A 25268-nucleotide genomic window follows, 5' to 3' on the forward strand; every position below is an offset into this window, starting at 1 on the left:
TGAATAACGCCCATATCCGGCGTCAGCTGCGCACAGAATAATAGTTTCTCGCCCGGTTTAATACTCTCTGCGGCCACGTTACCCCTGCGCAATCCCGCAAACAGCGGCCACAGATGACTTATTGCAATCATTGTTCACGCCTCGTTTGTCGCCTGAGTCAGACAAGATGCAGGAATTTGACGCCATCATGCAGAAAATGGCAGAGAAATTACGCTATGTAACCGTTTATATAGCGAAATTGACCGTGGCATGCCCTGTCAAATAGCGCTACTATTTGTCGGTTCCTGTTTAACAGGCAAAACCACACTCAAGCCTTTGCGCCTACGTCATCTGATAGGGGGCACTGGCCGCAGCCGCGCGCTGCCAGGGTGCAGAAAGAAATGACTGCATCTCCCATTTTGGAAAGGTGTTCTGGTGAACCAATTTACTGATTCCTATGCACGCAAGTTCTATTACTTGCGTTTGTCGATCACGGACGTGTGCAATTTTCGTTGCACCTACTGTCTGCCTGACGGCTATAAGCCGCAGGGCGCGACCAATAAAAGCTTCCTCTCCCTCGACGAGATCCGCCGCGTCACGCGCGCCTTCGCCAGCGCCGGCACGGAAAAAGTGCGTCTTACCGGCGGCGAGCCGAGCCTGCGCCGCGATTTCGTCGATATCATCGCCGCCGTGCGCGAAAACCCCGGCATCCGCCAGCTGGCGGTGACCACCAATGGCTACCGCATGGCGCGCGACGTGGCGCGCTGGCGCGAAGCGGGCCTGACCTCAATCAACGTCAGCGTCGACAGTCTTGACGCCCGTCAATTCCACGCCATCACCGGCCAGGATAAATTTCATCAGGTGATGCGCGGCATCGACGCCGCCTTCGAGGCAGGCTTCAGCAAGGTCAAGGTTAACAGCGTGCTGATGCGCGACGTTAACGATCGCAGCCTGCAAACCTTCCTCGACTGGATTCGTCATCGTCCCATTCAGCTGCGCTTTATCGAACTGATGGAGACCGGCGACGGCGGCGATCTGTTTCAGCGCCATCATATTTCCGGCGAGGTTATCCGCGATCGGTTAATCATGCAGGGCTGGCAACGCCAGCTGCGCGACCGCAGCGATGGCCCGGCGCAGGTGTTCCGCCATCCTGACTATCAGGGCGAAATCGGCCTGATCATGCCCTACGAGAAGGATTTCTGCGCCAGCTGCAACCGTCTGCGCGTCTCCGCCATCGGCAATCTGCATCTCTGCCTGTTCGGCGACGGCGGCGTGCCGCTGCGCGATCTGCTGGCGTCCGACGCGCAGCAGGAGGAGTTGCAGGCGCGCATCGCCGCCAGCCTTGGCCGTAAAAAGCAGACGCACTTCCTGCATCAGGGCAATACCGGCATCACGCAGAATCTCTCATTTATCGGCGGCTAACCTGGAGGAAAGCATGGGCAAAGCCACTCAGGAATTTCAGGCGACGCGGATCGCGGTACTGACCGTTTCCGACCGTCGCGAAGCGCACGACGACACCTCAGGCGACTATCTGCGCGAAGCGGCGACCGGGGCGGGCCATCAGGTGCTCGACCACGCGATTGTCGCCGACAACCTTTACCGTATTCGCGCGGTGGTCTCCAGCTGGATCGCCAGCGACGATATTCAGGTGATTTTGATTAACGGCGGCACCGGCTTCAACAGCAAAAACAGCACGCCGGAAGCGCTGCTGCCGCTGTTCGACCGCGAAATCGAAGGTTTCGGCGAAGTGTTTCGCATGCTCTCCTGGGAAGAAATCGGCTCCGCGACGCTGCAATCGCGCGCTGTCGCCGGGATGGCCAACCAGACGCTGATCTTCGCGATGCCGGGCTCCACCTCCGCCTGCCGCACCGCCTGGGAGCGCATTATCTGTGAGCAGCTGGATGCCCGTACGCGTCCCTGCCAGTTCGTATCACATCTGAAAAAAGCGTAACTATGTCGCAATTAACCCACATCAACGCCGCCGGCGAAGCGCATATGGTCGACGTTTCGGCCAAGGCGGAAACGCTGCGCGAAGCGCGCGCGGAAGCGTGCGTCGTGATGGCCCCCGCCACGCTGCAAATGATTATCGAAGGACGTCACCACAAAGGGGACGTGTTCGCCACTGCCCGCATCGCTGGCATTCAGGCGGCGAAGCGCACCTGGGATCTCATCCCGCTCTGCCATCCGCTGATGCTGAGCAAGGTAGAAGTCGAGCTGACCGCCGAGCCGGAGAAAAATCGCGTGCGCATCGAATCGGTTTGCCGTCTTACCGGCAAAACCGGCGTCGAGATGGAGGCGCTGACCGCTGCCTCGGTGGCCGCGCTGACGATCTACGATATGTGCAAAGCGGTGCAGAAAGATATGGTGATTGAATCGGTGCGTCTGCTGCAAAAAAGCGGCGGCAAGTCGGGCGATTTTCAGGCGGTGGAACATGATTAAGGTACTGTTTTTCGCACAGGTGCGCGAGCTGGTGGAGACCGCCGCGCTGTCGCTGACGGCGGAGTACGCCACGGTAGAAGATCTGCGGGCGGCGCTGGCCGCGCGCGGCGACCGCTGGGATCTGGCGCTCAGCCCCGGCAAACTGCTCGCCTCGGTGAATCAGACGCTGGTGTCGCTACAGCACCCGATTCAGGACGGCGACGAGGTCGCGTTCTTCCCGCCGGTGACCGGAGGCTGATATGACCACCCGCATTCGCGTCGGCCAGCCGCCGTTCAGCGTGGCCGAAGAGTACCAGTGGCTCTCCGCCAGTAACGATGACGGCGCGGTTGTCACCTTTACCGGCAAAGTGCGCAACCATAATCTGGGCGATAACGTCTCTGCGCTGACGCTGGAGCATTATCCCGGCATGACGGAAAAGGCGTTGGCGGAGATTGTCGAGGAGGCGCGCGCGCGCTGGCCGCTGCATCTGGTCAGCGTTATTCATCGCGTCGGCGAGCTTTTCCCCGGCGACGAGATTGTGTTTGTCGGCGTGAGCGCCGCGCATCGCGGCGCGGCTTTTGAAGCGGCCGGGTTTATTATGGACTACCTGAAAACCCGCGCGCCGTTCTGGAAACGGGAAGCGACGCCGCAGGGCGACCGCTGGGTTGAAGCGCGCGACAGCGACAGGCAGGCCGCCGGCCGCTGGGATTAAGGGGTTTTGTGGCGCTTCGTCTGTTCTGAAGTGCCAAATTCGGTATCGCCATGCGCATGCTCGCCGCCGCCCTTAACGCGCTGTAGCTGAATGGTATCGCCATCCTGCCAGGCGTTGGCGCCTTTGACGATCGGGTTGGCGACGATATCGGCGCGCTGCTGGCGCATTTTGCGGCTGTCGATGCCGAAGCGTTCATCGCGATCTTTCAGCAGGCGCTGATCGAGCTGCCCGTCGGCGGTAAAGCCCATCATCAGCGCCGGAATGCCGAACGGCAGGGTTTTATCGCGGTCGGTGTGCCAGGTGTGCCAGGTTTTGCCATAGGTGTTCACCAGTTTAGTCATTAGCGCCTTATCCGCCGCGTCCGGCAGTCCCGGCGCCACCAGCGTGCCTGATTTCACCTCGTAGCTGTGGCTGTGCCACAGTTTCTTCTCTTCCGGCGGCAGCGTTTTAAACAGCCGCTCGCTGATAATATATTCCACGCCCATCAGACGCGCGTCACGCGTATTGCCGTCATAAATCAGCGCCTGCATCACATCGTCGTTCAGGATGGTGACGTAGTGGTGCGCTTCCATCTGGCCGTTTTTATCGCCGCTGTAAAAGTGGAAGCCGTCGAGATAGGCGTTAATGGCGTCGATCGGCGGACGCGACTGCATCGCGGCGGCGCCGGTATCAAGAAGCTTCATTTTTGTTGATGTCGGCGCGCCGGGCGTCTGCACCTGCGCTGGGGTATTATTTGCGCCGCAACCGGCAAGCATCAATGCTGAAAGCACCGGCAACCATAGCTTTTTCATTCTTTACTCCGGAAATAACAATTAACAATTCTTAACGTTAGCGTAAATTCGCCAAAGTGAAAGGCGCGAAGGGAAGGTAACGGGAGGCGGGTCAAAACTGGCAATTTTGCGCGCCAGTGGGTAAGGTGCGCTTATTCTCACCAGAGGCAGGGACAGGTATGTCATTTCAGCGTTTCCGCACACTCCCGCTCGCCGCGCTGCTGGCGCTGGCGGGCTGTACCAGCAAACAGCCGCAGACGCCGCAGCAAACGCCGCAGCAGGTGCAGGCGCGCGTCGTGAAGCTGATGCCTTCCGACGTGCGGCAAAAGGCGGACTGGGCCAGCGATATCGCTACCGCCTTCCGTACCCAGAAGATCGATGCCAGCGACAGCCATATCTGCGCGGTGATTGCCGTTGCCGATCAGGAAACCAATTTCAACGCCGATTCGCCGGTGCCCGGCCTGCCGAAAATCGCCTGGGGCGAGATCGATAAACGTGCGGCGCGGCTGCATATTCCGGCGTTTCTGGTGCGCACCGCGCTGCTGATTAAATCCCCTAACGGCCGCAGCTACGCCGACCGGCTCGACAGCGTGCGCACGGAGAAAGAGCTGAGCGCTATCTTCGATGATTTCATCAATATGGTGCCGATGGGCCAGACGCTGTTCGGCAACCTGAACCCGATCCACACCGGCGGCCCAATGCAGGTCAGCATCGCCTTTGCCGAGGCGAATGCGCAAGGCTACCCATGGCCGGTTAAAAACAGTATCCGCCAGGAGGTCTTTACCCGACACGGCGGCATCTGGTTTGGCGTGAAGCATCTGCTTGGCTACCCGGTAAACTATAGCGAGCCGCTCTATCGCTTCGCCGATTTCAACGCCGGCTGGTACGCCAGCCGCAACGCGGCGTTTCAGGCGGCGGTGGCGCGCGTCACCGGCATGAAGCTGGCATTGGACGGCGATCTGATTCTTTACGGCTCCGACAAGGCGGGCGCCACCGAGCTGGCGGTGCGTACGGTCGGCGCGCAGCTGGATATGAGCGATCGGGCGATCCGCCGCGATCTGGAGAAGGGCGATAAGCCCGATTTTGAAGAGAGCGAACTCTGGAAACAGCTGTTTGCGCTGGCGGATAAACAGGCCGGACGACGACTGCCGCGCGAGATGCTGCCCGGCATTGCGCTGGAAAGCCCGAAAATCACCCGCAAGCTGACCACCGCCTGGTTCGCCCAGCGCGTCAACAGCCGCTACCAGCAGTGCATGGCGCGCCGGTAAATCAGCGCGTCAGCCACCGCCGATAAAACAGCCCCTGACCTTCGCGTCGGGGCATTCTTTTTAAGCGAGCCGTTCCAGCTGAAAGGTGGAAACGGTTTCCGCCAGCTGGTGCGCCTGCTGCTCCAGCGAGGCGGCGGCGGCGGACATCTCCTGCACCAGCGCGGCGTTCTGCTGCGTAACGCCGTCCATCTCGTTGACCGCCACGCTTACCTGGCTGATCCCCAGCGACTGTTCGTCGGAAGCGTTGACGATCTCATCAATGATCGCCTGCACCGCTGAAACCGATTCGGTCATCGCCTGCATGGTTTCGCCGGTTTCGTTGACCAGCGAAACGCCTGCGCTGACGCGCGACGCCGACTCTTCAATCAGCGCGGAGATCTCCTTCACCGCGTTGGCGGAGCGCTGCGCCAGATTGCGCACTTCAGACGCCACAACCGCGAAGCCGCGCCCCTGTTCCCCGGCGCGCGCCGCCTCTACCGCCGCGTTCAGCGCAAGGATATTGGTCTGAAAGGCGATACTGTTAATCATGCTGGTGATATCGCCGATCTTGCGCGAGCTGTCGTCGATCTGTCCCATAATTTCCACCACCTGACGCACCAGCGTCTCGCCGCGCTGCGCCACCGCCGTCGCGTTGCCGGTCAGGGTGGTTGCGTGGTGGGCGTTATCGGCGTTGAGCTTCACCGTCGCCGTCAGCTGTTCCATGCTGGCCGCGGTCTCCTGTAGCGCGGAAGCCTGCTCCTCGGTACGAGAGGAGAGATTCAGGTTGCCGCTGGCGATTTCGCTGGCGCCGCTACGCACAGACGCGCTGGCGGTCATGATCTCGCCCACCATGGTGCGCAACTGCTGCTGCATGGTTTGCATGGCGTAAAAAATGCTCTGGCGATCGTTGGCCTGCACGCTGATCGGTTGGCTCAGGTCGCCCTGCGCCACGGCCAGCGCCAGGCTGGCGGCGTCTCCCGGCTCGCCGCCAATAGGACGTGCGATTTTACGGGTGAAAATCAGCCCCAGCACGCCGCACACCACCACGATGCTTACCAGCATTAGCACCAGCGCATAGACCAGTTGCCGGTTCGCTGCCGCCATCACGTCGCTTACCGGCGCGACAATCGCCAGTCGCCAGGGCGTGCCGCTGTTGCCGACGTTAATTGGCTGCCAACTGATAAACGCCGCCTCTTTCAGCCAGGCATCCTCAGACATCTGTACGCCCGTCGCGCTGTGTTGTTCCCCTTGCCAGGTTTTACCCGTCTGCGAGGCATCGGGACTGGCGATAATTTTGCCTTCGTTCGACAGCAGCAACGCATAGCCTTTACCCTGCCAGGGCTTAATGGCGCTAATCGCTTTTTGCAGCGTCGCCAGTGAAAAATCGGTGGTTACCGAGCCTTTAAACTGGCCGCCCACCACAATTGGCGCGGCAATGGAGGTCAGCATCACCTCGACGCCGTTGTAAGGGTAAAGGTAAGGCTCCAGAATCACCTCTTTCATCCGTTGACGCGGCAGCAGGTAATAGTCGCCGCTGCCCGGTTTTTCATAGTCGGTCAGATTGTGTAGCGCCGGATTGTTACCGCCGTCGCGGGCGACGTAGCGCACGTAGCGTCCGGTTGGCTCCTGATCCGGCTGTCCGGCAAAAGCGGCGTCTTTACCGTCAAAGGCGTTCGGTTCGAAAGCCAGCGACATGGAAAGAAAATCATTGTGGGCGCTCAGGGTGTCGAGCAGCAGCTGGTCCAGCGCGCGACGTTCCGTCAGGCCCGCCTGATGCAGGCTCCATGCGCTGGTGGCAAGCGCGCGCGCCGCATGCAGCGCGCCGTCGAAACGGTTTTGCACCTGTTGGGCGTTGGCTTTGGCGATCTGTTGCAGGTAATCCTGCGCCAGCTGCCGCTGCTGTTGACGCGACTGGCTGCTCAGCAGGCCGATGGTCAGGATAAAACCGAGAGAAATCGTAAGCATGCCGGTGATCAGCATCAGCGTGCGGGTGCGCATTTTGCGCTTTGTGGTAAGTGAACGAGACATGACATTCCCCGGCAAGGTCAAAAAAATGAAAAGACCTCCTGTCAGCGAATCTCCTTCTGCTCAGATTATCGGCAGCGCGGCGTCTGAACTTTATACTGAACGGCAGCGGGGAAGGTGGACAGCAACAGAGAAATAGCCCAACCAGCCAGATCTATGCCACACTTGTAAAACAGTTTTTTCACACAATCAGGGGGATATATGGATCGATTTCCACACTCTCAGGACACAATCGTGCAGCGCGCCGGCACCGGGCTGCAAACTTACATGGCGCAGGTTTATGGCTGGATGACCTGCGGTCTGCTGCTGACCGCGTTTATTTCCTGGTACGCCGCCAATACGCCAGCGGTCATGGAGCTGGTATTCGCTAACCGCGTCACCTTCATCGGACTGATCATTGCCCAGCTGGCGGTGGTGTTTGTCCTCTCCGGGCTAGTGCATAAGCTGAGCGGAGCGGTGGCGACGGGGCTGTTTATGCTCTATTCGGCGCTGACCGGCCTGACGCTGGCCAGTATTTTTCTGGCGTATACGTATGCTTCCATCGCCAGCACTTTCTTCATCACCGCCGGCATGTTCGGCGTCATGAGCTTCTGGGGCTACACCACCAAACGCGACCTGAGCAAAATGGGCAGCATTCTGTTTATGGCGCTGATTGGCCTGCTGCTCGCTTCTCTGGTCAACTTCTGGCTGAAAAGCCCGGCGTTGATGTGGGCGATTACCTATATCGGCGTGCTGGTATTTGTCGGCCTGACCGCCTGGGACACGCAGAAGCTGAAGGCTATCGGCGAGCAGATTGACGTGCGCGATAAGGAAAACCTGCGTCGCTACTCCATCATGGGCGCGCTGACGCTCTACCTCGACTTTATCAACCTGTTCCTGATGCTGCTGCGCATTTTCGGCAACCGCCGTTAATCCTCCAGCCGCAGCAAAAAGGCCGCACTTATGAGCGGCCTTTTTTATGGACGTAAAGCGAAACGTAAAATCCAGGACAGAAGCACTGCACTCGCTTAAAAGAGCGAACAACCGATCGTTGAAGTCGCATAAAACCTGCCGCGAACGGGCACGGAACATAAGGCATACCGGGCAGGAAGGAAAACAGCGCACGCTTAAAGAGTAAATCAACAACCACCGAAGCTTTATAAAACCTGCTGCAAACGGGCACGGAACATAAGCCATACCGGGCAGGAAGAAAAAACGGCGCACGCTTAAAGAGTAAATCAACAACCACCGAAGCTTCATAAAACCTGCTGCAAACGGGCACGGAACATAAGCCATACCGGGCAGGAAGAAAAAACGGCGCACGCTTAAAGAGTAAATCAACAACCACCGAAGCTTCATAAAACCTGCCGCAAACGGGCACGAAACATAAGGCGTCGGGGGTTCAGGCCGGGGAGTAAAGCGTCCCGCGCCAGGGATGGCGCGGGCCGAGCATGTCATGGATGACGGATTTTGCGTCTTTACGATCGGCCTGAACCCCGGCGCGAGCGCCGAACTCAGCTTCATGCCAGTCTTCAGCGCTTCAGATCCATCTTCAACGCTTCAGGCCAACCTCACCGCTAAACCCCTTTGCCCTGCGGTTCAGGCAGTCGCTCCGCCTCCGCACGATCGTCAGGCAACGTACGCCGGTCCGCCTCGGCCAGCTGTCGCGTATCCTGCTGCTCATTCTGCTGATGCTTATCATCCTGCTGCTGCATCTTGCGCTCATTCTTCTGACGCAGATGCTTAGCGCGGCTCTCCAGCCAGAGATAAAGCACCAGCGCCAACAGCAGCGGCAGAATAAAATAGAGCACGCGATAGGCGAGCAGGGCGGCGATAATTTCGCCGTGCGTCGCGTGTTCGCCGCGCAGCAACGCCAGGAACACCGCCTCCAGCACGCCGATGCCCGCCGGAATATGAATGATCACCCCGGCGATGCTGCTGATCAACAGCACGCCCAACACCACTGGATAGTCCACTTTCTGCCCCAGCAGCAGCCAGATAATCATCCCCATCACCATCCAGTTGGCGCAGGAAATCGCAAACTGAAACAGCGCCATACGCAACGAAGGCAGCGCCAGCTTCTGTCCGCGAATCGTCCAGCGCCGCCGTTTGGAAAAGGCGCAGGCCGCCAGATAAATCACCACCAGCAACGCCAGCAGGCCGCCAATCAGCCGCAGCGTCCCTTCGCCGATAAACCAGCCGGGCGGAATCGGCACCATGCCCGCGGTAAACAATACTCCCGCCAGCAGAATATAGCCGAGCCAGTTAGTGGCGATGCTGAGCGAAAAAATGCGCGTAATGGTACTGCCGCTTAAACCGAGCCGTGAGTAGAGCCGATAGCGCATCGCGACGCCGCCGACCCAGGTACTGAGCGTCAGGTTAAAGGCGTAGCAGATAAACGACACCAGCATGACCTGGCGCTTCGCCAGCTTATGCCCGCAGTAAGCGCGGCCAATCAGATCGTATCCGCCGTAAGCGAGATAGCTGATAATCACCAGACCCACCGCGCTGAGGATTGCGACGCGGTTATAGTTGACGATAACCTTCCAGACATCTTCCCAGTTCACTTTGCGGGCGTAGACCACCAGCAGCACGACCACGGCGATAAAAAACAGCCAGGTGAGGATCTTCTTGGCCATTTTCCATTTTGAATGAGCTTTTGCCATCAGGATTCGACTCCCTGTTTATCGGTATCGACGCGGTCCTGCGTTTCCAGTTCCGGCTGCACCGGCGGTGGCACCTGCTTTACTTTTGGCGTATGGGCAGGCAGCCAGCCGGCGATGGCGGGAAAATGACGCAGAAAATGGAAAACAATAATGCTCTTGCTCAGTTGCAGCCAGGTACGCTTCGGCAGCTTATCCTCCTGCACGCGTACGCAATCTTCCTGTAACAGGCGCTCCAGGTTATCGCGCAGCGTCTGATTAAACTGCCTGTCGTGAATAATCAGGTTGGCCTCCAGATTCAGCGACAGGCTCAGCGGGTCCAGGTTGCTGGAGCCGACCGTCGCCCACTGTCTGTCAGCCACCGCCACCTTGCCGTGCAGCGGACGACGAATATATTCGTAAACCTCGACGCCGCCCTCCACCAGATAGTTATAGAGCAGCTCGGCGCCCACCTTCACAATCGGCATATCCGGTTCGCCCTGCACAATCAGACGCACCCGCACGCCGCGCTGGGCGGCGTTTTTCATTTCGCGTAGCAGCCGATAGCCGGGGAAGAAATAGGCATTGGCGATAATCACATCCTCTTTGGCGTTGCCCAGCATCTCCAGATAGTGTTGTTCGATATCGTCACGATGCTCATCGTTATCGCGGTAAACGAACAGCGCCTGCGCGTCGCCCGGCTGCTGATTCACCGCCGGACGATGCGAACGGTGGCCCCACCAGCGATGGGTATTCGCTTCGCTGCCGATCGCCTCCTGCACAAAGCGGCCGATATCGTCGACAATCGGCCCCTTCACCTCAATGGCATAGTCCTGCTTGGCTTCCGGGCCGAAATCGGTGTTGTGCTCGGCGGAAAAGTTGATGCCGCCGACAAAAGCGATCGCGCCGTCCACCACCACGATCTTGCGGTGCAGGCGACGAAACACGTTGGTGCGCATGCCCATCACCAGCGGACGCGGATCGTAATAAAGAAAGCGCACCCCCGCCGAGGTCAGGCTGGAGACAAACTCATCCGACAGATCGGGCGAGCCGTAGCCGTCCACCATCATCTCGATTTTCACGCCGCGCTGCGCCGCCGCCAGCAGCTCGCGGTGCAGCGCGTTGCCGACATCGTCCTCAAACAGAATAAAGGTTTCCAGCAACACGCTGTGCTGCGCCCGCCGAATCGCGCCGAATACGCGCGGGAAAAATTGTTCACCGTTCTCCAGCAGTTGAATACGGTTACCGTCGCGCCAGCTCATTGTCATAAATGGATCTCCACGGCCAGCGGCGCATGATCGGAAAGGTGTGACCATGGCCGCACAGGTAACGCCCAGGGCTGACTGACTTCCGCGTTGCGTACATAAATACGATCGAGACGCAGCACGGGAAAACGCGCCGGAAAGGTACGCGCAGGGCGGCCATTTTTAACGCTGAAGACCTCATCCAGATTGGCGCAGCGCTTCAGCATCTTATTGGCGCGCGTTTGCCAGTCGTTAAAATCGCCCGCCACCACCAGCGGCGCGTCGGCGGGGATATTGGCGATCATTTCGCACATCATTTTCATCTGCGCATGGCGGTGCGCGTCGCGCAGGCCAAGATGCACGCACATCACATGCAGCTCCCGATCGTTATCCGGGAGCTGCAGGCGGCAGTGCAGCACGCCGCGCTTTTCCGTCCCCGCGACGGAAATATCGCGGTTTTCATAGTCGATGATGGGAAAGCGCGACAGTACAGCGTTGCCGTGATGGCCTTCAGGATAGACCGCATTGCGTCCATAAGCGTAATCGTTCCACATGGTGTCAGCCAGGAACTCGTAGTGGGGCGTGTCCGGCCAGTTTTCCACCTGCATCGGATGGACGGCGTGCGTGCCCATCACCTCCTGTAGAAAAACGATATCGGCGGAGGTCGCGCGTACTGCTTCGCGCAGCTCCGGTAAAATAAAGCGCCGGTTGAAACTGGTAAAACCCTTATGTGTATTAATTGTCAGGACTTTAAAGGAAAATCCTTGCGCTTTTTGTGACATACTGGGGGCGCTCTCCTTTTTGTTTTGATTTCCGATAAAGTGTAGTCTTTGTCACAAAAGGGTGCTGACTTCCGCTGTGATTTGCGGCATTGTCTGAAATTTGCGTTACATTGAGGGGATTCGTCACCGGCTCTGCCGGCAACTTGGGCAGCGTTTCGGACGCTGCCGGGAGAAGAGGATGAAATGGTTTAATCGTATACAGATTGCGACCGGCCAACCCTGCCTGCATATCTCTTTGCATCTGATGATGTTTGTCGCCCTGTTTTGGGGCTGGCGGGAGAGGGCGTTGGTGGAAGTAAGTAGCGTACTGGTGGCCGCTTACGCCGCAGTATTTATCGCGATGCTGCTGACGCAGCGAATTGCTCGGCTGCGTCGGGTTGGTGACTTTTTAGAAGAGATCACCACAACCTACTACTTCGGCGCCGCGATGCTGGTGCTGTTTTTGGTGTCCCGCCTGCTGCATAACAACCTGCTGCTGGCCTGTCTCGGCCTGGTGATGCTGGTGGGCCCGGCGCTGGTGTCGCTGCTGGTCAAAGAGCAGACGCCGCGCGTGGAAAAGAAACGCAGTTAAGCAAGGCTTGCTGCAAAACGTCGGGGCCGCATCGCGCGGCCCCGTTTTTATTGCACCGCGCGCTTTTTCATTCTGTCGCCGCGCGCCGCTATCCCCCCGACGCGTAAACTGTTACACTGATCTCATTACGCACCGTAGTTTGTGCCCTTTCAACCGCTTGCTCAACAAGCGTCATGATCTCCCCCTGGAAACTGCACCGTTAACGACGGTCAGGGCGGAACCGGAGTTGAACCCCTATGTCTTTTGATTCTCTCGGCCTTAACGCCGATATTTTGCGTGCCGTTGCCGAGCAAGGCTATCGTGATCCCACCCCCGTACAGCGTCAGGCGATCCCTGTGGTATTGGAAGGGCGCGATCTGATGGCCAGCGCCCAAACCGGCACCGGTAAAACCGCCGGTTTTACCCTGCCGATCCTGCAGCTGCTGAGCGCCAAAGCGCAGCCGGCGAAAGGCCGTCGCCCGGTGCGCGCGCTGATCTTAACCCCGACGCGTGAACTGGCGGCGCAGATCGGCGAAAACGTCAGCGACTACAGTAAATACCTGAACCTGCGTTCGCTGGTGGTATTCGGCGGCGTCAGCATCAATCCGCAGATGATGAAGCTGCGCGGCGGCGTCGATCTGCTGGTGGCGACGCCGGGCCGTCTGCTCGACCTGGCGCAGCAAAACGCGGTCGATCTCTCCCATGTGGAAATGCTGGTGCTGGATGAAGCGGACCGCATGCTCGATATGGGCTTTATCCACGATATCCGCCGCGTGCTGGCGCGCCTGCCGGCGAAACGCCAGAACCTGCTGTTTTCCGCCACCTTCTCCGATGAGATCAAAACTCTTGCCGAGAAGCTGCTGGATAACCCAAGCCAGGTGGAAGTCGCGCGCCGCAACACCGCCTCTGAGCAGGTGACGCAGCACGTTCACTTTGTAGATAAAAAGCGTAAGCGGGAACTGTTGTCGCTGATGATCGGTCAGGGCAACTGGCAGCAGGTGCTGGTTTTCACCCGCACCAAACACGGCGCCAACCACCTTGCTGAACAGCTCAATAAAGACGGTATCACCGCTGCTGCGATTCACGGCAACAAAAGCCAGGGCGCGCGCACCCGTGCGCTGAGCGACTTCAAAAGCGGTCATATTCGCGTGCTGGTGGCGACCGACATCGCCGCGCGCGGCCTGGATATCGAAGAACTGCCGCACGTGGTGAACTACGAGCTGCCCAACGTGCCGGAAGATTATGTACACCGTATCGGTCGTACCGGCCGCGCGGCGGCAACCGGCGAGGCGCTCTCGCTGGTTTGCGTGGACGAACATAAACTGTTGCGCGATATCGAACGTTTGCTGAAGCGTGAAATTCCGCGCATGGCGCTGCCGGGCTTTGAGCCGGACCCGAACATCAAAGCAGAGCCGATCGTTAACGGTCGTCAACAGCGCGGCGGCAACGGCGGCGGCGGTCGCAGCCAGGGCGGACGCGGTCAGTCCGCGCGCGGCGGGCAGGGCGGCGATCGTCCGGCAGGCCAGCGTCAGAGCGCGTCCGGCGAACGTCAGCCGCGCCGCACCTCAGGCGAAGGCAACGCGCCGCGCCGCAGCGGTGAAGGCAACGCACCGCGCCGTCCTTCCGGCGAAGGCGCGCCGTCGCGTCGTCTCTCCGGCGATCGTGACGGCAGCCAGCCGCGTCGTCCTTCCGGCGAGCGCAGCGGCCAGCGTTCAGCGCGTCCGCGCAGCGATAAGCCTGCCGGCAATCGTTAATCGCGTCTCGCGACGGCAACAGACGGCCACCCTTGCGGTGGCCGTTTTTTTTGTCTCGCCGTCGCCACAAAGCGCGCGCCGACGATGTTCAGCGCGGCGCAAAAGGCGTAAACTTGCGCGTCAAATTTTTCAAAGGGTGTTCTCATGCGGGTGTTACTGGCGCCGATGGAGGGGGTTCTCGATTCGCTGGTGCGCGAATTGCTGACCTCGGTAAACGATTACGATCTCTGCATCACCGAATTTTTGCGCGTGGTGGATCAGCTGCTGCCGGTAAAATCGTTTCTGCGCCTCTGCCCGGAGCTGCGGCAGCAGAGCCGCACCTCTTCCGGCACGCTGGTGCGGGTGCAGCTGCTGGGCCAGCACCCGCAGTGGCTGGCGGAAAACGCCGCCCGCGCGGCGGAACTGGGCTCCTGGGGCGTCGATCTGAACTGCGGCTGCCCCTCGAAGCTGGTCAACGGCAGCGGCGGCGGCGCCACGCTGTTAAAAGACCCGGAACTGATCTATCGCGGCGCGAAGGCGATGCGCGAGGCGGTGCCCGATCATCTGCCGGTGACGGTAAAAGTGCGGCTGGGTTGGGATTCCGGCGATAAGCGCTTTGAGATCGCTGATGCGGTGCAGCAGGCGGGCGCCAGCGAGCTGGTGGTGCATGGTCGCACCAAAGAGGAAGGCTACCGCGCCGAATGCATCAACTGGCAGGCGATCGGTGAAATTCGTCAGCGTCTGCGTATCCCGGTGATCGCCAACGGCGAAATCTGGGACTGGGAGAGCGCGCAGCAGTGCATGGCGCAAACCGGCTGCGATGCGGTGATGATCGGACGCGGCGCGTTGAACGTGCCTAACCTCAGCCGGGTGGTGAAATATAACGAACCGCCGATGCCCTGGCCGCAGGTGATGGCGCTGCTGCATCGTTACACCCGGCTGGAAAAGCAGGGCGACACCGGCATGTATCACGTGGCGCGCATCAAACAGTGGCTCGGTTATCTGCGCAAGGCCTACCCAGAGGCGGACGGACTGTTCACCACCGTGCGCACGCTGAAAACCTCGCCGGAAATTGCGGCGGCGATCGATCGTCACTGCGAGCAGGCAATGGTGTAACTGTTTTGTAACATAATGCTAAAAAGGACGCGTCGCAGGCGGGCCTGTCGTATGATGGGTTCGCATGGACCCCTTGTTTTTTCAGCGATGATGACCCCGATACCCGCACTAACCAACGCGCAACTTAACCGACGCATTCTCTCCGTTATCGTCTTTACCTTTTTCTGTTATCTCTCGGTCGGCCTGCCGCTGGCGGTGCTGCCTGGCTTTGTGCATAACCAGCTTGGCTACAGCTCCTTTATGGCGGGGCTGATTATCAGCGTACAATATTTCGCCACGCTGGTAAGCCGCCCGCAGTCGGGCAGGCTGGCGGATTCGTTTGGACCGAAAAAAGTGGTGATGCTCGGTATGAGCTGCTGCGGCTTAAGCGGCGTGCTGACGGTGCTGGCGGGGCTGGCGGCGTCAGTTCCCTGGCTGAGCCTGAGCCTGCTGGCGGTCGGCCGCGTCTTTTTGGGCGTTGGCGAGAGCTTCAGCAGCACCGGCGCCACGCTCTGGGGCATGAATATCGTCGGCCCCACACAGACGGCGCGCGTTATCTCCTGGAACGGCGTAGCGACTTACCTTGCGATGGCGCTGGGCGCGCCGCTCGGTGTAGCGCTGAATGCGTTGATGGGCGTGCATGGCTTTGCCGTGCTGGTCGCTCTGATGGGCGTCGTCGGCTTCGCGCTGGCCAGCGGCAAGCCATCGGTCAGCGTCGCGGTTGGGGTGCGCATTCCGTTTCATCGCGTGGCGTCGAAAGTATGGGCCTACGGACTGGGGCTGGGACTGGGCACCATCGGCTTCGGCATGATCGCCACCTTTATCACCCTCTATTTCGCCAGCCGGGAATGGCAGGGCGCGGCCTTTGCGCTCAGCCTGTTCAGCATCGGCTTTGTGCTGATGCGCCTGATCTTCAGCCGCACCATTACCCGTTTTGGCGGGTTGCCGGTGTCGGTCTGTTCTTTTGCGCTGGAGTGTCTGGGGTTGCTGCTGATCTGGCAGGCCGATACGCCGTGGCTGGTGGATGCGGGGGCGTTTTTAACCGGCGCGGGCTTCTCGCTGGTCTTCCCGGCGCTGGGCGTTGAGGCGGTGAAGCAGGTGGAAGTACAAAATCAGGGCGCCGCGCTTGGCATCTATTCAGCGTTTCTCGATCTGGCGCTGGGGCTGACCGGCCCGCTGGCGGGCCTGTTGATTAGCCGCGCGGGGATGAGCGCCATCTGGCCCGCCGCCGCGCTGGTGGTGCTGATGGCGCTGTTGCTGACGCTGCGACTCTGGCGGCAGACGCGCTACAGAGAGATAAACAGCGTATAAAGCAGGGCGGAGAGCAACGCGCAGACCGGCAAGGTCAGCAGCCACACCAGCCCCATGCGCTTCAGGGTGCGCCATTGTAAAGCGCTGCGGCTTGCCACCATGCTGCCCGCCACGCCGCAGGTCAGCACCTGGGTGGTAGAGATCGGCAGACCAAACTGTTCCGCCACGCCCAGCGTGGTCATAGTCACCAGTTCGCTGCTGGCGCCCTGCATCGGCGTCAGCGGTGCTTTGCCGGTGCGTTCGCCAATGGTAATGGCGATGCGCTGCCAGCCCGTCAGCGTGCCAAGTCCCAGCGCCAGCGCCACCACGATTTTCACCCACCAGGGAATAAGGCTGCTGGCGTGGTTCAACTGCGCGGCCAGGCTGCTTAGCAGCGCACGCTGACTGGCGGACAGCGGATTTTCATCCTCCAGCAACCGCTGTAGCGCGTCGGCGGTCAGCGTCATACGCAGGCGCAGCGTTGTGGTTTCCGTCGGCGGCAGGTCGCTGAGGTTTTTTATCCCGTCCAGCTGCTGATGCAGGCTGGCGGTCATCGTTCCCAGCGCCGGCAGTACGCCGTCGCGCGCGCCTTCCCGTTGCCGGTAGTTATCGAGTATCGCCTGCGCCGCTGTCAGCGACAGACCGGCGCGCTGGGGCAGCTGCGCCTGCGCCTGGGCAGTCAACAGGGTCAGGCTGGCGAGTTCGCGCTCCGGCAGGGTGCGGTTAAGGGCGAACGCGCCGGGCAGGGCGACCAGCAGGATTACCATCATCAGACCCATTCCTTTCTGACCATCATTAGCGCCGTGGGCAAACGAGACGCCGCTGCTGGTCAGGATCAGCATGCCGCGCAGCCAGAGTGGAGGACGCCGCTCCGACGCGACGGAAACGGCGAGAGAATGGGGCAGCAGCGCCTTCATCAGCCGCAGTAGCAGGCTAGCGGCGAGAAAGCCCAGCAGCGGAGAGAGCAGCAGCGCCCACCCGCCCAGCTTGCCTGCCGCCAGTCAATGCCGGTCAGCGCGCCCTGATTGTTCAGCAGGCTGCTGGCGGCGCCCACGCCGAGCATAGCGCCCAGCAGCGCATGGGAAGAGGAGGAGGGGATAGCGACATACCAGCTGGCGAAATTCCAGACGATGGCCGCCAGCAGCAACGCGTAAATCAACGCATATCCGTGACGGGCGTCCAGCGCGATCAACCCTTCCGGCGGCAGCAGAGACATAACGCCCCACGCGACTACGCCGCTGGCGAGCAGCACGCCGAGCATATTCGCGACGGCGGAAATCAGTACCGCGCGGGCGGGCGAAAGCGTGCCGGTATAGATCACCGTCGTCACGGCGTTAGCGGTGTCGTGCATCCCGTTAATAAAGATAAACCCCAGCGCCAGCAGCAGCGCGCTGCATAACAGTAGCGCGGTTAAAAACGATGGCGCGCCGCCGGTGGCATAGTCAATATCCGCAGCCAGCTGCGTCATCATCCAGCTGATGCCGACAATCGATAGCAGCCCGAGCAGCAGCAGGGAGAGGCGCTGCCGTCTGCCGGAAGGCGTCGGATACAGCGTGGGAAAACGGGTTGTATAGCGGGCAGAAGCGCCATGGTCACTCATATCGCACCGTAAAATCGTGAAACGCTGTAGCCGTAATACGCGTTTTATATGACAGAAGAATGACGAACGCCGCGCGGATAATCATTTCCCGATCGCCGTTGCGTTAATAACGTGTCGTGGTGAAGCGGCTTTTTTATTAAGGTAAAGAACGGGGTAATTAAAAGACGTGCAAATAAGTAACGGTTGAAATAAGCTGTTTTAGTAACGGGAAAAATTAACTGTTTTATGCCGGGCGCGCTTAAGCCGCTTTAATTAGATGGGTTATTAACTTAAACCTGTTACAGGATAAAAGGCGGCGTGGTTAATATAAAAATAAGGGAAGGATGACGGATAAAGAGTGCCGCCAGCGCAGGCGCTGACGGCACTGGAACGAATAACCGAGATAAATTTCCCTGGTGCAGGAAAAGGTTAAACATTATTTTTATTCTACAGCTAAGTTGGCTTAGCGATTATTATTAAAAGCGGCCGCGGCGTCAATCTATTTTTTTAAATTACTTTCGGGTTTTTATCTTTATCGGCAACTAAAAGATAGCTTGTTAATTATTTTAATTTTATTATTTTTAAGATTAAAACGTGCAGGTGAAAAGATAAGGTTCTGGCCCGCAGTATGGAAATGACGTGCAGGGATCTTTTCTCTGATGATACGGCTGCGGCAACAGGATGCGCGGGGGAGATTCGGAATTATTTTCTCTTTCCTGCTGCCGTTTCGCTGCCGGGTTTACTGCTTCGTCGATCGGGAACATCAGTCTTTCGCTAATGTTCATTCATTTATCGCCAGGCTTAGCCGCTGCGCCGTCTGGCTGACCGCGCTTTACTACCGGGCTGGGGAGAGGGCAGGATAAAAGAAAAGGGCGATGCTGTGCATCGCCCTTCGTTAACACGCGTTCGATCAGGAGCCGCTGTTGCCGTTAACCGACGGCGCGACAACGTCAGCAGGCTGCTGCGTCTGGTCCGGCGCAACGTTGCCGGCGCTTTGCGGCGCCACTGGCTGTACCGGCTGCGGCTGAACGATTTCCGGCTGGGCCGGTACCGGCGCGGCTTCAGCGACGCCGTTAATTTTCACCGGCATGCCTGAGCGCGCTTTCAGCGCCTGATCCACGACCGTCTGGTTTACGCTGGCGTCGGTCATCACTTTGCTGACCGCCGGCGTCAGCGTAATCGGCACTGGCGCGCGCGATTTAAACTGTTCTTCGGTAGTGGAGAGCGGGTTGTGGATCTCAACATAGCGCGAACCGTCCGGCTCGACCGAGGCTTTCACCGGCTGGTCGATAAACTGCACGCGGGTGCCGACCGGCACATTCTCATACAGCCATTTGATATCGTCCGCGCGCAGGCGTACACAGCCGTGGCTCACGCGCAGGCCTATGCCGAAGTTGGCGTTGGTGCCGTGAATAGCGTACAGGCGACCAATATAGAGCGCATAGAGACCCATCGGGTTATCCGGGCCCGCAGGGAAGACTTCCGGCAGCGTTTCACCGCGCGCGGCATACTCTTCATGCATCTTTTTGGTCGGCGTCCAGGTCGGGCCCGCTTTCTTACGCTGAACGGTGGTTGTCCAGTTAATCGGCGTATCTTTACCCAACTCACCAATACCGATAGGCAGAACCACAACGGTTTTGGTGCCTTTCGGGTAGTAGTACAGACGCATCTCCGCGCTGTTAATCACAATACCTTCACGCGGCGCGTCAGGCAGGATGAGCTGCTGAGGAATAATCAGCTTGGAACCCGGCTGCGGCAGATAAACATCAACGCCGGGGTTGGCTTCAAGCATATTGCTGAGGCCAATTTGATACTGGGCAGCAAAGGCTTCCAGCGGAAGTTTACTGTCCTGCGGGATGGTGATTTCCAGGTTTTCTCCGGTCAGACGGCTGTTGGCCGGCGGCAAAGGATAAACCACAGCAAGCACCTGCTGGCTGAATGCCACCAGTGCCACTGCCAGTGAAGCGATCGCGAAAAGGCTCTTTTTCATCTTATTTCAATAGTTTAATGCCATTGTATGGCTTGTTAGAGAGTCAACCCAGGTGCGGCCAGTGTGACCGGCTGCACATTATATGTGCATAAGCGCTGATTGTGGAACCAGGATTTTTCCTTACGGCAACATATTTACTTAACTCTATGTCATCTATACCTGTTTTGCCTCTCTCTGAGGCATTTTTTTGCCTCACGGCTGCCACTGCGGATCGTCGCCGTCCAGCTTGCGATTCAGGAAAAAAGCGGCGCTGATTAACGCCAGATGGCTAAGCGCCTGGGGGAAATTACCCAGCGCGAAGCCGTGAAAATCGAACTCCTCGGCGTAGAGGCCCAGCGGATTGGCGTAGCTCAGCAGCTTTTCAAATTCAAAATGCGCCTCTTCCACCCGTCCGGCGCGCGCCAGACACTCTACATACCAGAACGAGCAGGCGACAAAAGAACCTTCGCGGCCGTCGAGCGCGTCAGCGGGCGTCTCTTCGCGATCGTAGCGCCAGACCATGCCGTCGCGCACCAGCTTCGCCTTGATGGCGTCCAGCGTCGCCAGCCAGTCGGGATCGGTGGCGCCGACAAAGCGTACCAGCGGCATCAGCAGCATCGAGGCGTCGAGCGATTTACCGTGGCGCGTCGAAGTAAAGTGGCCCAGCTCCGCGCTCCAGAAGTTTTGCCAGATATCTTCACGGATGGCGCTGCGCGTTTTATCCCACTGTTCATAGGGCATCGGCAGCGAGCGTTTGATGCCCAGGCGCAGCGCGCGATCGAGCGCCACCCAGCACATCAGACGCGAGTGGAGAAAATGCTGCGGCTCGCCGCGCATCTCCCATATCCCGGCGTCCGGCTCCTGCCAGTGTTCGTACAGATAGTTGATGGTGCTGCAAACGTTGCGCCAGCCGCGTTCCGAGATCGCTTCGCCATATTTGTTGGAGAGATAAACCGCATCCATCAGTTCGCCATAAATATCCAGCTGCGTCTGCCGCCAGGCGTCGTTGCCGATGCGTACCGGACGCGAATCGCCGTAGCCGGCAAGGTGCGGCAGCGCGCTTTCATGCAGCTCGACGCCGCTGTCGAGGCGGTACATTACCTGCAGGCGGTGGCGCTCGTGATGGCTGTTCTCCACGCAGTGGGCTACCCAGTGGGTAAAGCGTTTGGCTTCGTCGACATAGCCGAGGCGCATCAGCGCATAGACGCTGAACGAGGCGTCGCGGATCCAGGAGGCGCGGTAGTCCCAGTTGCGCTCGCCGCCCAACTCCTCCGGCAGGCCGAAAGTCGCGGCGGCGGCGATGGAGCCGTGTTGCCATGAAGTGAGCAGCTTCAGCGCCAGCGAGGAGCGTTTCACCATCTCCTGCCAGCGTCCGCGCCAGTTGCTCTGGCGACACCAGTTGCGCCAGTAGCGCAGCGTTTCCTGAAAGCAGATGTCGGTATGCAGGTTGTCCAGCTTGTCATCCTGCGCGCAGCCGAAAATAAATTCGACATGTTCGCCGGTTTGCAGCGTGAAGCTGGCCACCGCCGCGTGACGATCGATCTGTAGCGGCACGGTGGCGGTCAGGCGCAGCGTCGGCTGGCCGTCAGCGCTGAACAGCGCCGCCTCATCCTGCAGGCGCGCTTTGGTGGTTGCGCGCGCATAGTCGTGCACCGGCGCGCAGCGCATCGTGAAGCGTCCCTCGCCGCGCACCATCTTTAGCCGCCGGATAATGCGCGGTTTGGTGTCGTCACGCTCGCAGATCGGCATGTAGTCGGTGATCTCCGCCACGCCGTCGGCAGAGAGCCAGCGCGTCTGCAAAATATTGGTGTCGGGCAGATAGAGCTGCTGACGTCGGCACGCTTTCCAGTCCGGCGTCAGGCTGAATACGCCCGCTTCGTCGCTGTCCAGCAGAGCGGTGAACACCGACGGGCTGTCGAGGTTAGGCCAGCAGAAATAGTCGATAGCGCCGTCGTCCGCCACCAGCGCGCAGGTGCGCAGATCGCCAATAACGCCGTGATTATGGATAGGTCGTTTTACCTGGGCCATGCCGTTCCCCGATTGCGTTGCCTGAGCCTTTACTATAGACAAGCCCGGGTCAACACGGCGGCGCGGGTGAATGCAGCGTCTATACTTGCTGTTTATTTCATCAGCGCAACAGAGGAGTAACGCTATGCCGACAACCAAAGTCGCCGTGGTGACCGCATCAGATTCAGGCATTGGCAAAGCGAGCGCCATCATGCTGGCGGAGCAGGGTTATGATATTGGCATCACCTGGCGTTCCGACGAGAGCGGCGCGCAGGAGACGGCAGATGAGGTGCGCAAGCTGGGACGCCGCGCCGAGATGGTACAGCTGGAGCTTTCCGATCCGCAGCAGGGCGGCAAGTCGCTGGAAACGCTGATTGAGAAGCTGGGGCGCATCGATGCGCTGGTGAATAATGCCGGTACTAACGTTAAGGCCGACTTTCTCGATATCAAATTTGAAGACTGGCGCCAGGTCTTTACCGTTGACGTCGACGGCGCGCTGATTTGCAGCCAGATCGCCGCGCGACAGATGGTGAAGCAGGGCGAGGGCGGACGCATCATCAATATCACCTCGGTGCATGAGCATACGCCGCTGCCTGGATCGGTCGCCTATACCGCTGCCAAACATGCGCTGGGCGGCCTGACCAAAGCGATGGCGCTCAGCCTGCTGCCGCACAATATTCTGGTCAACGCGGTCGCGCCCGGCGCCATCGCCACGCCGATGAATAATATGGAGAATGCCGACGCTCACCGCATTCCGCTGCCGCACGTTCCCGCCGGACGGCCCGGCGATACGCGCGAAATCGCCAGCATGGTCGCCTGGCTCTGCTCGGAATGGTCCAGCTATACCACCGGCCAGTCCTTTATCATCGATGGCGGCTTTATGCTCGCCAATCCACAGTTCGCGGCGGCGCAGGCCTCGGAAACGTAACTCTCCGACGCGCGTGTTTCAGGCGTCAGGCGCATGTCGCCTGACGCTTGCTCCGCGTCTCGCCTGCACACAGGGAATCGCGTTCCCCTGATCTCCCGTTTTGCTTTTCCGTTCCGCTTTCTTCCGCGCTATCATGCGCGGCAAAACAGAGAAGGAAGCGTTTATGTCCACGGAAACTCCACTGCTGGCGGTAAAGGACGTCAGCTATCGGCTGGCGGAGAAAAGCCTGCTGGCCCCCATTTCGTTTACGCTGCACCGGCAAGAGTTCGCCTGGCTGACCGGTCCTTCCGGCAGCGGTAAAACCACCTTATTGAAAATCATCGCCTCGCTGCTGACGCCCACCGGCGGCAGCGTTACGCTGAACGGCAAAAGCAGCGACGATCTGGGGCCGGAGGCCTGGCGTCGGCAGGTCTCCTACTGCTTTCAGACGCCGCAGCTGTTTGGCGATACCGTCTACGACAACCTGGCGTTTCCCTGGCAGATCCGTCAGCGGCAGCCGGAAAAGCAGGCGCTGTGCGACCAGCTGGCGCAGCTGAATCTGGCGCCCGATCTGCTGGATAAACCGATCGACGCGCTTTCCGGCGGCGAGCGTCAGCGGGTGGCGCTGCTGCGCAATCTCCAGTTTCCGCCTGCGCTGCTGCTGCTGGATGAAGTCACCAGCGCGCTCGACGCGGAGAACAAAGCGCAGGTCAAAACGCTGATTCAGCAGATGGCGCGGCAGCATGGCATGAGCGTGCTCTGGATCAGTCACGACGCGCAGGAGACCGCTGACGGCGCGCGCGTTATCTCCCTGGGATTAAATACGGAGGCGGCGCAATGAACCATCCCGCGATCGATAATACCTCGCTGGCGCTCGCCTGCCTGCTGGTGCTGGTGGCGCTGTTCGTCAGCCAGAAAGAGAAGCTGGGGCTGCACAAGGATATTTTGTGGAGCGTCACCCGCGCGGTGGTGCAGCTCACCCTCGTCGGTTACGTACTGCACTACCTGTTTGATTTTAATAACCGCTGGCTGACGCTGCTGATGGTGCTGTTTATCTGCGTCAACGCGGCGCTGAACGCGCGTAAGCGCAGCAAACGAATCGGCAACGCCTTCTGGATTTCGCTGGCGGCGATCGGCGTCGGCACTGGCCTGACGCTGACTATTCTGGTGCTGAGCGGCGCCATCGCCTTTGTACCGATGCAGGTGATCCCGATTTCCGGCATGATCGCCGGCAACGCGATGGTGGCGGTAGGGCTCTGCTTTACCCAGCTGAACCAGCGTTTCGCCGATAACCGGCAAAAAGTAGAGGAGATGCTCAGCCTCGGCGCGTCGGTGAAGCGCGCCTCGGCGACGCTGGTGCGCGACAGCATTCGCGCCGCGATGATCCCGACGGTCGACGCGGCGAAAACCGTCGGGCTGGTCAGCCTGCCGGGAATGATGTCGGGGCTGATTTTCGCCGGTATCGATCCGATGCAGGCGATTAAGTTTCAGATTATGGTGACCTTTATGCTGCTCGGCACCGCAGCGATCTCCACCATTATCGCCGCCTGGCTCGGTTACCGCCGCTTCTTTAACGCGCGCGCCCAGCTGCGTTTTTAGTCATTATGGCGTCGGCTCGACCAGTGGCGGAACGCCATGCGCAGCAGCAGGACAAGCAGCGCCGCGCCCACCAGCCACAGCAGGTGCTTGAGGTGATGATCGAGCCGGTGCAGCCAGGGCGCGATCATCTCGCCGGCGAAATAGCCGAGCGTAACGAAGATGACCGCCCAGAGAAACGCACCGATGGCGTTGAAAATCAGAAATTTCATCGGACGCAGGCGGCTGGCGCCGATGATAATCGGGCCGATGGTGCGAAAGCCGTACATAAAGCGCACCCCGATAATAAACAGTACCGGATGACGGCGGATCATGCTGTTGGCGCGCTTCAGCTTGCCCTGATGCTTCTTGAAGCGACGCAGAATACGGGTGCCGAAGCGTCGTCCGATCCAGAACAGCAGCTGATCGCCTAAAAAGCCGCCGAGCGCCACCGCCAGCACCACGCCGCTGTAGCGCAGCAGCTTCTCATGGGCGATCACGCCGCCCAGCAACGCGAAAGTCTCTCCTTCGGCAATACAGCCAATCACCACCGCCAGATAGCCATACTGTTCGATTAATTGGTTGATATCAAAATGCAAAATTCACCATCCCTTTTCTTTTAGCGTCTGGGTAAGTGTATACGTCGTTAACACCTTCATCACAAAAAAGCGCGGCGCATTGAAAAGGCATTGAGCTGTTGGTGAAAAAATAAGCAGGCGAATTATACTTGAGGAAAAGCCGCCGCGGGCGGCCAGAGGAAGTGG

At 59.5% G+C, this 25268-nt stretch carries 23 protein-coding genes, 1 pseudogene and 1 riboswitch; of the genes and pseudogenes, 14 read left to right on the forward strand and 10 right to left on the reverse strand.

Annotated elements, in window-relative coordinates; genetic code table 11:
• Positions 1-292 precede the first annotated feature (292 nt).
• Positions 293-425: riboswitch (molybdenum cofactor riboswitch) on the forward strand.
• The 5 genes from moaA to moaE all read left to right on the forward strand — a co-directional run bounded on the left by moaA (position 412) and on the right by moaE (position 3110).
• Positions 412-1401, forward strand: a complete 990-nt coding sequence (moaA, locus tag C2E16_RS06815) for a GTP 3',8-cyclase MoaA (RefSeq protein ID WP_145055580.1) — start codon at positions 412-414, stop codon at positions 1399-1401. Its footprint overlaps the riboswitch before it by 14 nt.
• A gap of 13 nt (positions 1402-1414) precedes the next feature.
• Positions 1415-1930: a molybdenum cofactor biosynthesis protein B gene (gene moaB / locus C2E16_RS06820; RefSeq protein WP_038627280.1), complete on the forward strand. Its 516-nt coding sequence runs from the start codon at positions 1415-1417 to the stop codon at positions 1928-1930.
• Positions 1931-1932: 2 nt separating this feature from the next.
• Positions 1933-2418: a cyclic pyranopterin monophosphate synthase MoaC gene (gene moaC, locus C2E16_RS06825; protein ID WP_038627278.1), complete on the forward strand. Its 486-nt coding sequence runs from the start codon at positions 1933-1935 to the stop codon at positions 2416-2418.
• Positions 2411-2656: a molybdopterin synthase sulfur carrier subunit gene (moaD, locus tag C2E16_RS06830; protein WP_038627276.1), complete on the forward strand. Its 246-nt coding sequence runs from the start codon at positions 2411-2413 to the stop codon at positions 2654-2656. The genes moaC and moaD overlap by 8 nt, the downstream gene beginning before the upstream one ends.
• A gap of 1 nt (position 2657) precedes the next feature.
• Positions 2658-3110, forward strand: coding sequence for a molybdopterin synthase catalytic subunit MoaE (gene moaE / locus C2E16_RS06835; RefSeq protein ID WP_038627273.1), 453 nt, complete (start codon positions 2658-2660; stop codon positions 3108-3110).
• On the opposite strand, the gene C2E16_RS06840 is transcribed toward moaE, so the two are convergent.
• Positions 3107-3901: an OBAP family protein gene (locus C2E16_RS06840; RefSeq protein WP_038627271.1), complete on the reverse strand. Its 795-nt coding sequence runs from the start codon at positions 3899-3901 to the stop codon at positions 3107-3109. The genes moaE and C2E16_RS06840 overlap by 4 nt on opposite strands.
• Positions 3902-4059: 158 nt before the next feature.
• Here C2E16_RS06840 and C2E16_RS06845 point away from each other — a divergent pair, with 158 nt between their 5' ends.
• Positions 4060-5148, forward strand: a complete 1089-nt coding sequence (locus C2E16_RS06845; RefSeq protein WP_084971256.1) for a DUF1615 domain-containing protein — start codon at positions 4060-4062, stop codon at positions 5146-5148.
• Positions 5149-5208: 60 nt separating this feature from the next.
• Here the strand turns inward: C2E16_RS06845 and C2E16_RS06850 are convergent, their stop codons facing one another.
• Complete coding sequence (locus C2E16_RS06850; protein ID WP_084971258.1) at positions 5209-7155, reverse strand: methyl-accepting chemotaxis protein; 1947 nt, start codon at positions 7153-7155, stop codon at positions 5209-5211.
• 198 nt (positions 7156-7353) lie between these two features.
• On the opposite strand from C2E16_RS06850, the gene C2E16_RS06855 reads away from it, so the two are divergent.
• On the forward strand, positions 7354-8064 hold the full coding sequence (locus C2E16_RS06855) for a Bax inhibitor-1/YccA family protein (RefSeq protein WP_038627267.1): 711 nt from the start codon (positions 7354-7356) through the stop codon (positions 8062-8064).
• Positions 8065-8837: 773 nt separating this feature from the next.
• On the opposite strand, the pseudogene C2E16_RS06860 reads toward C2E16_RS06855, so the two are convergent.
• From C2E16_RS06860 to C2E16_RS06870, 3 genes and pseudogenes are all read right to left on the reverse strand, one after another.
• Positions 8838-9797, reverse strand: a pseudogene (locus tag C2E16_RS06860) (lysylphosphatidylglycerol synthase domain-containing protein); the annotation flags it as partial.
• Entirely contained in the window at positions 9797-11041 is a 1245-nt protein-coding gene (gene clsB, locus C2E16_RS06865; protein ID WP_038627266.1) for a cardiolipin synthase ClsB, read from the reverse strand. The pseudogene C2E16_RS06860 and the gene clsB, both read right to left, overlap by 1 nt.
• The gene (locus C2E16_RS06870) at positions 11038-11799 is read right to left on the reverse strand and encodes an endonuclease/exonuclease/phosphatase family protein (protein ID WP_038627264.1); all 762 of its coding nucleotides are present in this window, start codon (positions 11797-11799) and stop codon (positions 11038-11040) included. The genes clsB and C2E16_RS06870 overlap by 4 nt, the downstream gene beginning before the upstream one ends.
• Positions 11800-11977: 178 nt before the next feature.
• On the opposite strand from C2E16_RS06870, the gene C2E16_RS06875 reads away from it, so the two are divergent.
• From C2E16_RS06875 to C2E16_RS06890, 4 genes are all read left to right on the forward strand, one after another.
• Positions 11978-12370 (forward strand): YbhQ family protein, encoded by a 393-nt coding sequence (locus C2E16_RS06875; RefSeq protein ID WP_038627262.1) that lies wholly within the window; start codon positions 11978-11980, stop codon positions 12368-12370.
• A gap of 236 nt (positions 12371-12606) precedes the next feature.
• Positions 12607-14103 (forward strand): ATP-dependent RNA helicase RhlE, encoded by a 1497-nt coding sequence (rhlE, locus tag C2E16_RS06880; RefSeq protein ID WP_038627260.1) that lies wholly within the window; start codon positions 12607-12609, stop codon positions 14101-14103.
• Positions 14104-14247: 144 nt separating this feature from the next.
• Positions 14248-15198, forward strand: coding sequence for a tRNA dihydrouridine(16) synthase DusC (gene dusC / locus C2E16_RS06885; RefSeq protein ID WP_038627259.1), 951 nt, complete (start codon positions 14248-14250; stop codon positions 15196-15198).
• A gap of 90 nt (positions 15199-15288) precedes the next feature.
• Entirely contained in the window at positions 15289-16488 is a 1200-nt protein-coding gene (locus C2E16_RS06890) for an MFS transporter (protein ID WP_081981863.1), read from the forward strand.
• Here C2E16_RS06890 and C2E16_RS06895 read toward each other — a convergent pair.
• From C2E16_RS06895 to C2E16_RS06910, 4 genes are all read right to left on the reverse strand, one after another.
• A complete protein-coding gene (locus C2E16_RS06895) occupies positions 16464-17384 on the reverse strand; it encodes an inorganic phosphate transporter (RefSeq protein WP_257152261.1) in 921 nt (306 codons plus the stop codon). The two genes, C2E16_RS06890 and C2E16_RS06895, sit on opposite strands and share 25 nt — an antisense overlap.
• Entirely contained in the window at positions 17384-18067 is a 684-nt protein-coding gene (locus C2E16_RS06900) for an inorganic phosphate transporter (RefSeq protein ID WP_104951455.1), read from the reverse strand. Before C2E16_RS06900 ends, C2E16_RS06895 begins: the two co-directional genes overlap by 1 nt.
• 889 nt (positions 18068-18956) lie before the next feature.
• The gene (locus C2E16_RS06905) at positions 18957-20036 is read right to left on the reverse strand and encodes a L,D-transpeptidase family protein (protein WP_038627254.1); all 1080 of its coding nucleotides are present in this window, start codon (positions 20034-20036) and stop codon (positions 18957-18959) included.
• A gap of 192 nt (positions 20037-20228) precedes the next feature.
• On the reverse strand, positions 20229-22043 hold the full coding sequence (locus C2E16_RS06910; protein ID WP_038627252.1) for a glycoside hydrolase family 15 protein: 1815 nt from the start codon (positions 22041-22043) through the stop codon (positions 20229-20231).
• A gap of 124 nt (positions 22044-22167) precedes the next feature.
• Here C2E16_RS06910 and C2E16_RS06915 point away from each other — a divergent pair, with 124 nt between their 5' ends.
• The 3 genes from C2E16_RS06915 to fetB all read left to right on the forward strand — a co-directional run bounded on the left by C2E16_RS06915 (position 22168) and on the right by fetB (position 24528).
• Positions 22168-22950 carry an SDR family oxidoreductase gene (locus C2E16_RS06915; protein ID WP_038627250.1) on the forward strand — a complete coding sequence of 261 codons (783 nt, stop codon included), beginning with the start codon at positions 22168-22170 and terminating at the stop codon, positions 22948-22950.
• A gap of 163 nt (positions 22951-23113) precedes the next feature.
• Complete coding sequence (fetA, locus tag C2E16_RS06920; protein ID WP_038627248.1) at positions 23114-23770, forward strand: iron efflux ABC transporter ATP-binding subunit FetA; 657 nt, start codon at positions 23114-23116, stop codon at positions 23768-23770.
• Positions 23767-24528 (forward strand): iron efflux ABC transporter permease subunit FetB, encoded by a 762-nt coding sequence (gene fetB, locus C2E16_RS06925; RefSeq protein ID WP_084970938.1) that lies wholly within the window; start codon positions 23767-23769, stop codon positions 24526-24528. The genes fetA and fetB overlap by 4 nt, the downstream gene beginning before the upstream one ends.
• On the opposite strand, the gene C2E16_RS06930 is transcribed toward fetB, so the two are convergent.
• A complete protein-coding gene (locus C2E16_RS06930) occupies positions 24525-25103 on the reverse strand; it encodes a DedA family protein (RefSeq protein ID WP_038627244.1) in 579 nt (192 codons plus the stop codon). The genes fetB and C2E16_RS06930 overlap by 4 nt on opposite strands.
• Positions 25104-25268: the final 165 nt, after the last annotated feature.

The sequence above is a fragment of the Mixta calida genome, from assembly GCF_002953215.1.
GTDB classification, from domain to species: domain Bacteria; phylum Pseudomonadota; class Gammaproteobacteria; order Enterobacterales; family Enterobacteriaceae; genus Mixta; species Mixta calida.

Coding starts and splice junctions, on each gene's coding strand:
- moaB (WP_038627280.1), top strand. CDS start 1,415: ATGGGCAAAGCCACTCAGGAATTTCAGGCGACGCGGATCGCGGTACTG.
- moaC (WP_038627278.1), top strand. CDS start 1,933: ATGTCGCAATTAACCCACATCAACGCCGCCGGCGAAGCGCATATGGTC.
- moaD (WP_038627276.1), top strand. CDS start 2,411: ATGATTAAGGTACTGTTTTTCGCACAGGTGCGCGAGCTGGTGGAGACC.
- moaE (WP_038627273.1), top strand. CDS start 2,658: ATGACCACCCGCATTCGCGTCGGCCAGCCGCCGTTCAGCGTGGCCGAA.
- C2E16_RS06840 (WP_038627271.1), bottom strand. CDS start 3,901: ATGAAAAAGCTATGGTTGCCGGTGCTTTCAGCATTGATGCTTGCCGGT.
- C2E16_RS06845 (WP_084971256.1), top strand. CDS start 4,060: ATGTCATTTCAGCGTTTCCGCACACTCCCGCTCGCCGCGCTGCTGGCG.
- C2E16_RS06850 (WP_084971258.1), bottom strand. CDS start 7,155: ATGTCTCGTTCACTTACCACAAAGCGCAAAATGCGCACCCGCACGCTG.
- C2E16_RS06855 (WP_038627267.1), top strand. CDS start 7,354: ATGGATCGATTTCCACACTCTCAGGACACAATCGTGCAGCGCGCCGGC.
- clsB (WP_038627266.1), bottom strand. CDS start 11,041: ATGACAATGAGCTGGCGCGACGGTAACCGTATTCAACTGCTGGAGAAC.
- C2E16_RS06870 (WP_038627264.1), bottom strand. CDS start 11,799: ATGTCACAAAAAGCGCAAGGATTTTCCTTTAAAGTCCTGACAATTAAT.
- C2E16_RS06875 (WP_038627262.1), top strand. CDS start 11,978: ATGAAATGGTTTAATCGTATACAGATTGCGACCGGCCAACCCTGCCTG.
- rhlE (WP_038627260.1), top strand. CDS start 12,607: ATGTCTTTTGATTCTCTCGGCCTTAACGCCGATATTTTGCGTGCCGTT.
- dusC (WP_038627259.1), top strand. CDS start 14,248: ATGCGGGTGTTACTGGCGCCGATGGAGGGGGTTCTCGATTCGCTGGTG.
- C2E16_RS06890 (WP_081981863.1), top strand. CDS start 15,289: ATGACCCCGATACCCGCACTAACCAACGCGCAACTTAACCGACGCATT.
- C2E16_RS06895 (WP_257152261.1), bottom strand. CDS start 17,384: ATGAAGGCGCTGCTGCCCCATTCTCTCGCCGTTTCCGTCGCGTCGGAG.
- C2E16_RS06900 (WP_104951455.1), bottom strand. CDS start 18,067: ATGAGTGACCATGGCGCTTCTGCCCGCTATACAACCCGTTTTCCCACG.
- C2E16_RS06905 (WP_038627254.1), bottom strand. CDS start 20,036: ATGAAAAAGAGCCTTTTCGCGATCGCTTCACTGGCAGTGGCACTGGTG.
- C2E16_RS06910 (WP_038627252.1), bottom strand. CDS start 22,043: ATGGCCCAGGTAAAACGACCTATCCATAATCACGGCGTTATTGGCGAT.
- C2E16_RS06915 (WP_038627250.1), top strand. CDS start 22,168: ATGCCGACAACCAAAGTCGCCGTGGTGACCGCATCAGATTCAGGCATT.
- fetA (WP_038627248.1), top strand. CDS start 23,114: ATGTCCACGGAAACTCCACTGCTGGCGGTAAAGGACGTCAGCTATCGG.
- fetB (WP_084970938.1), top strand. CDS start 23,767: ATGAACCATCCCGCGATCGATAATACCTCGCTGGCGCTCGCCTGCCTG.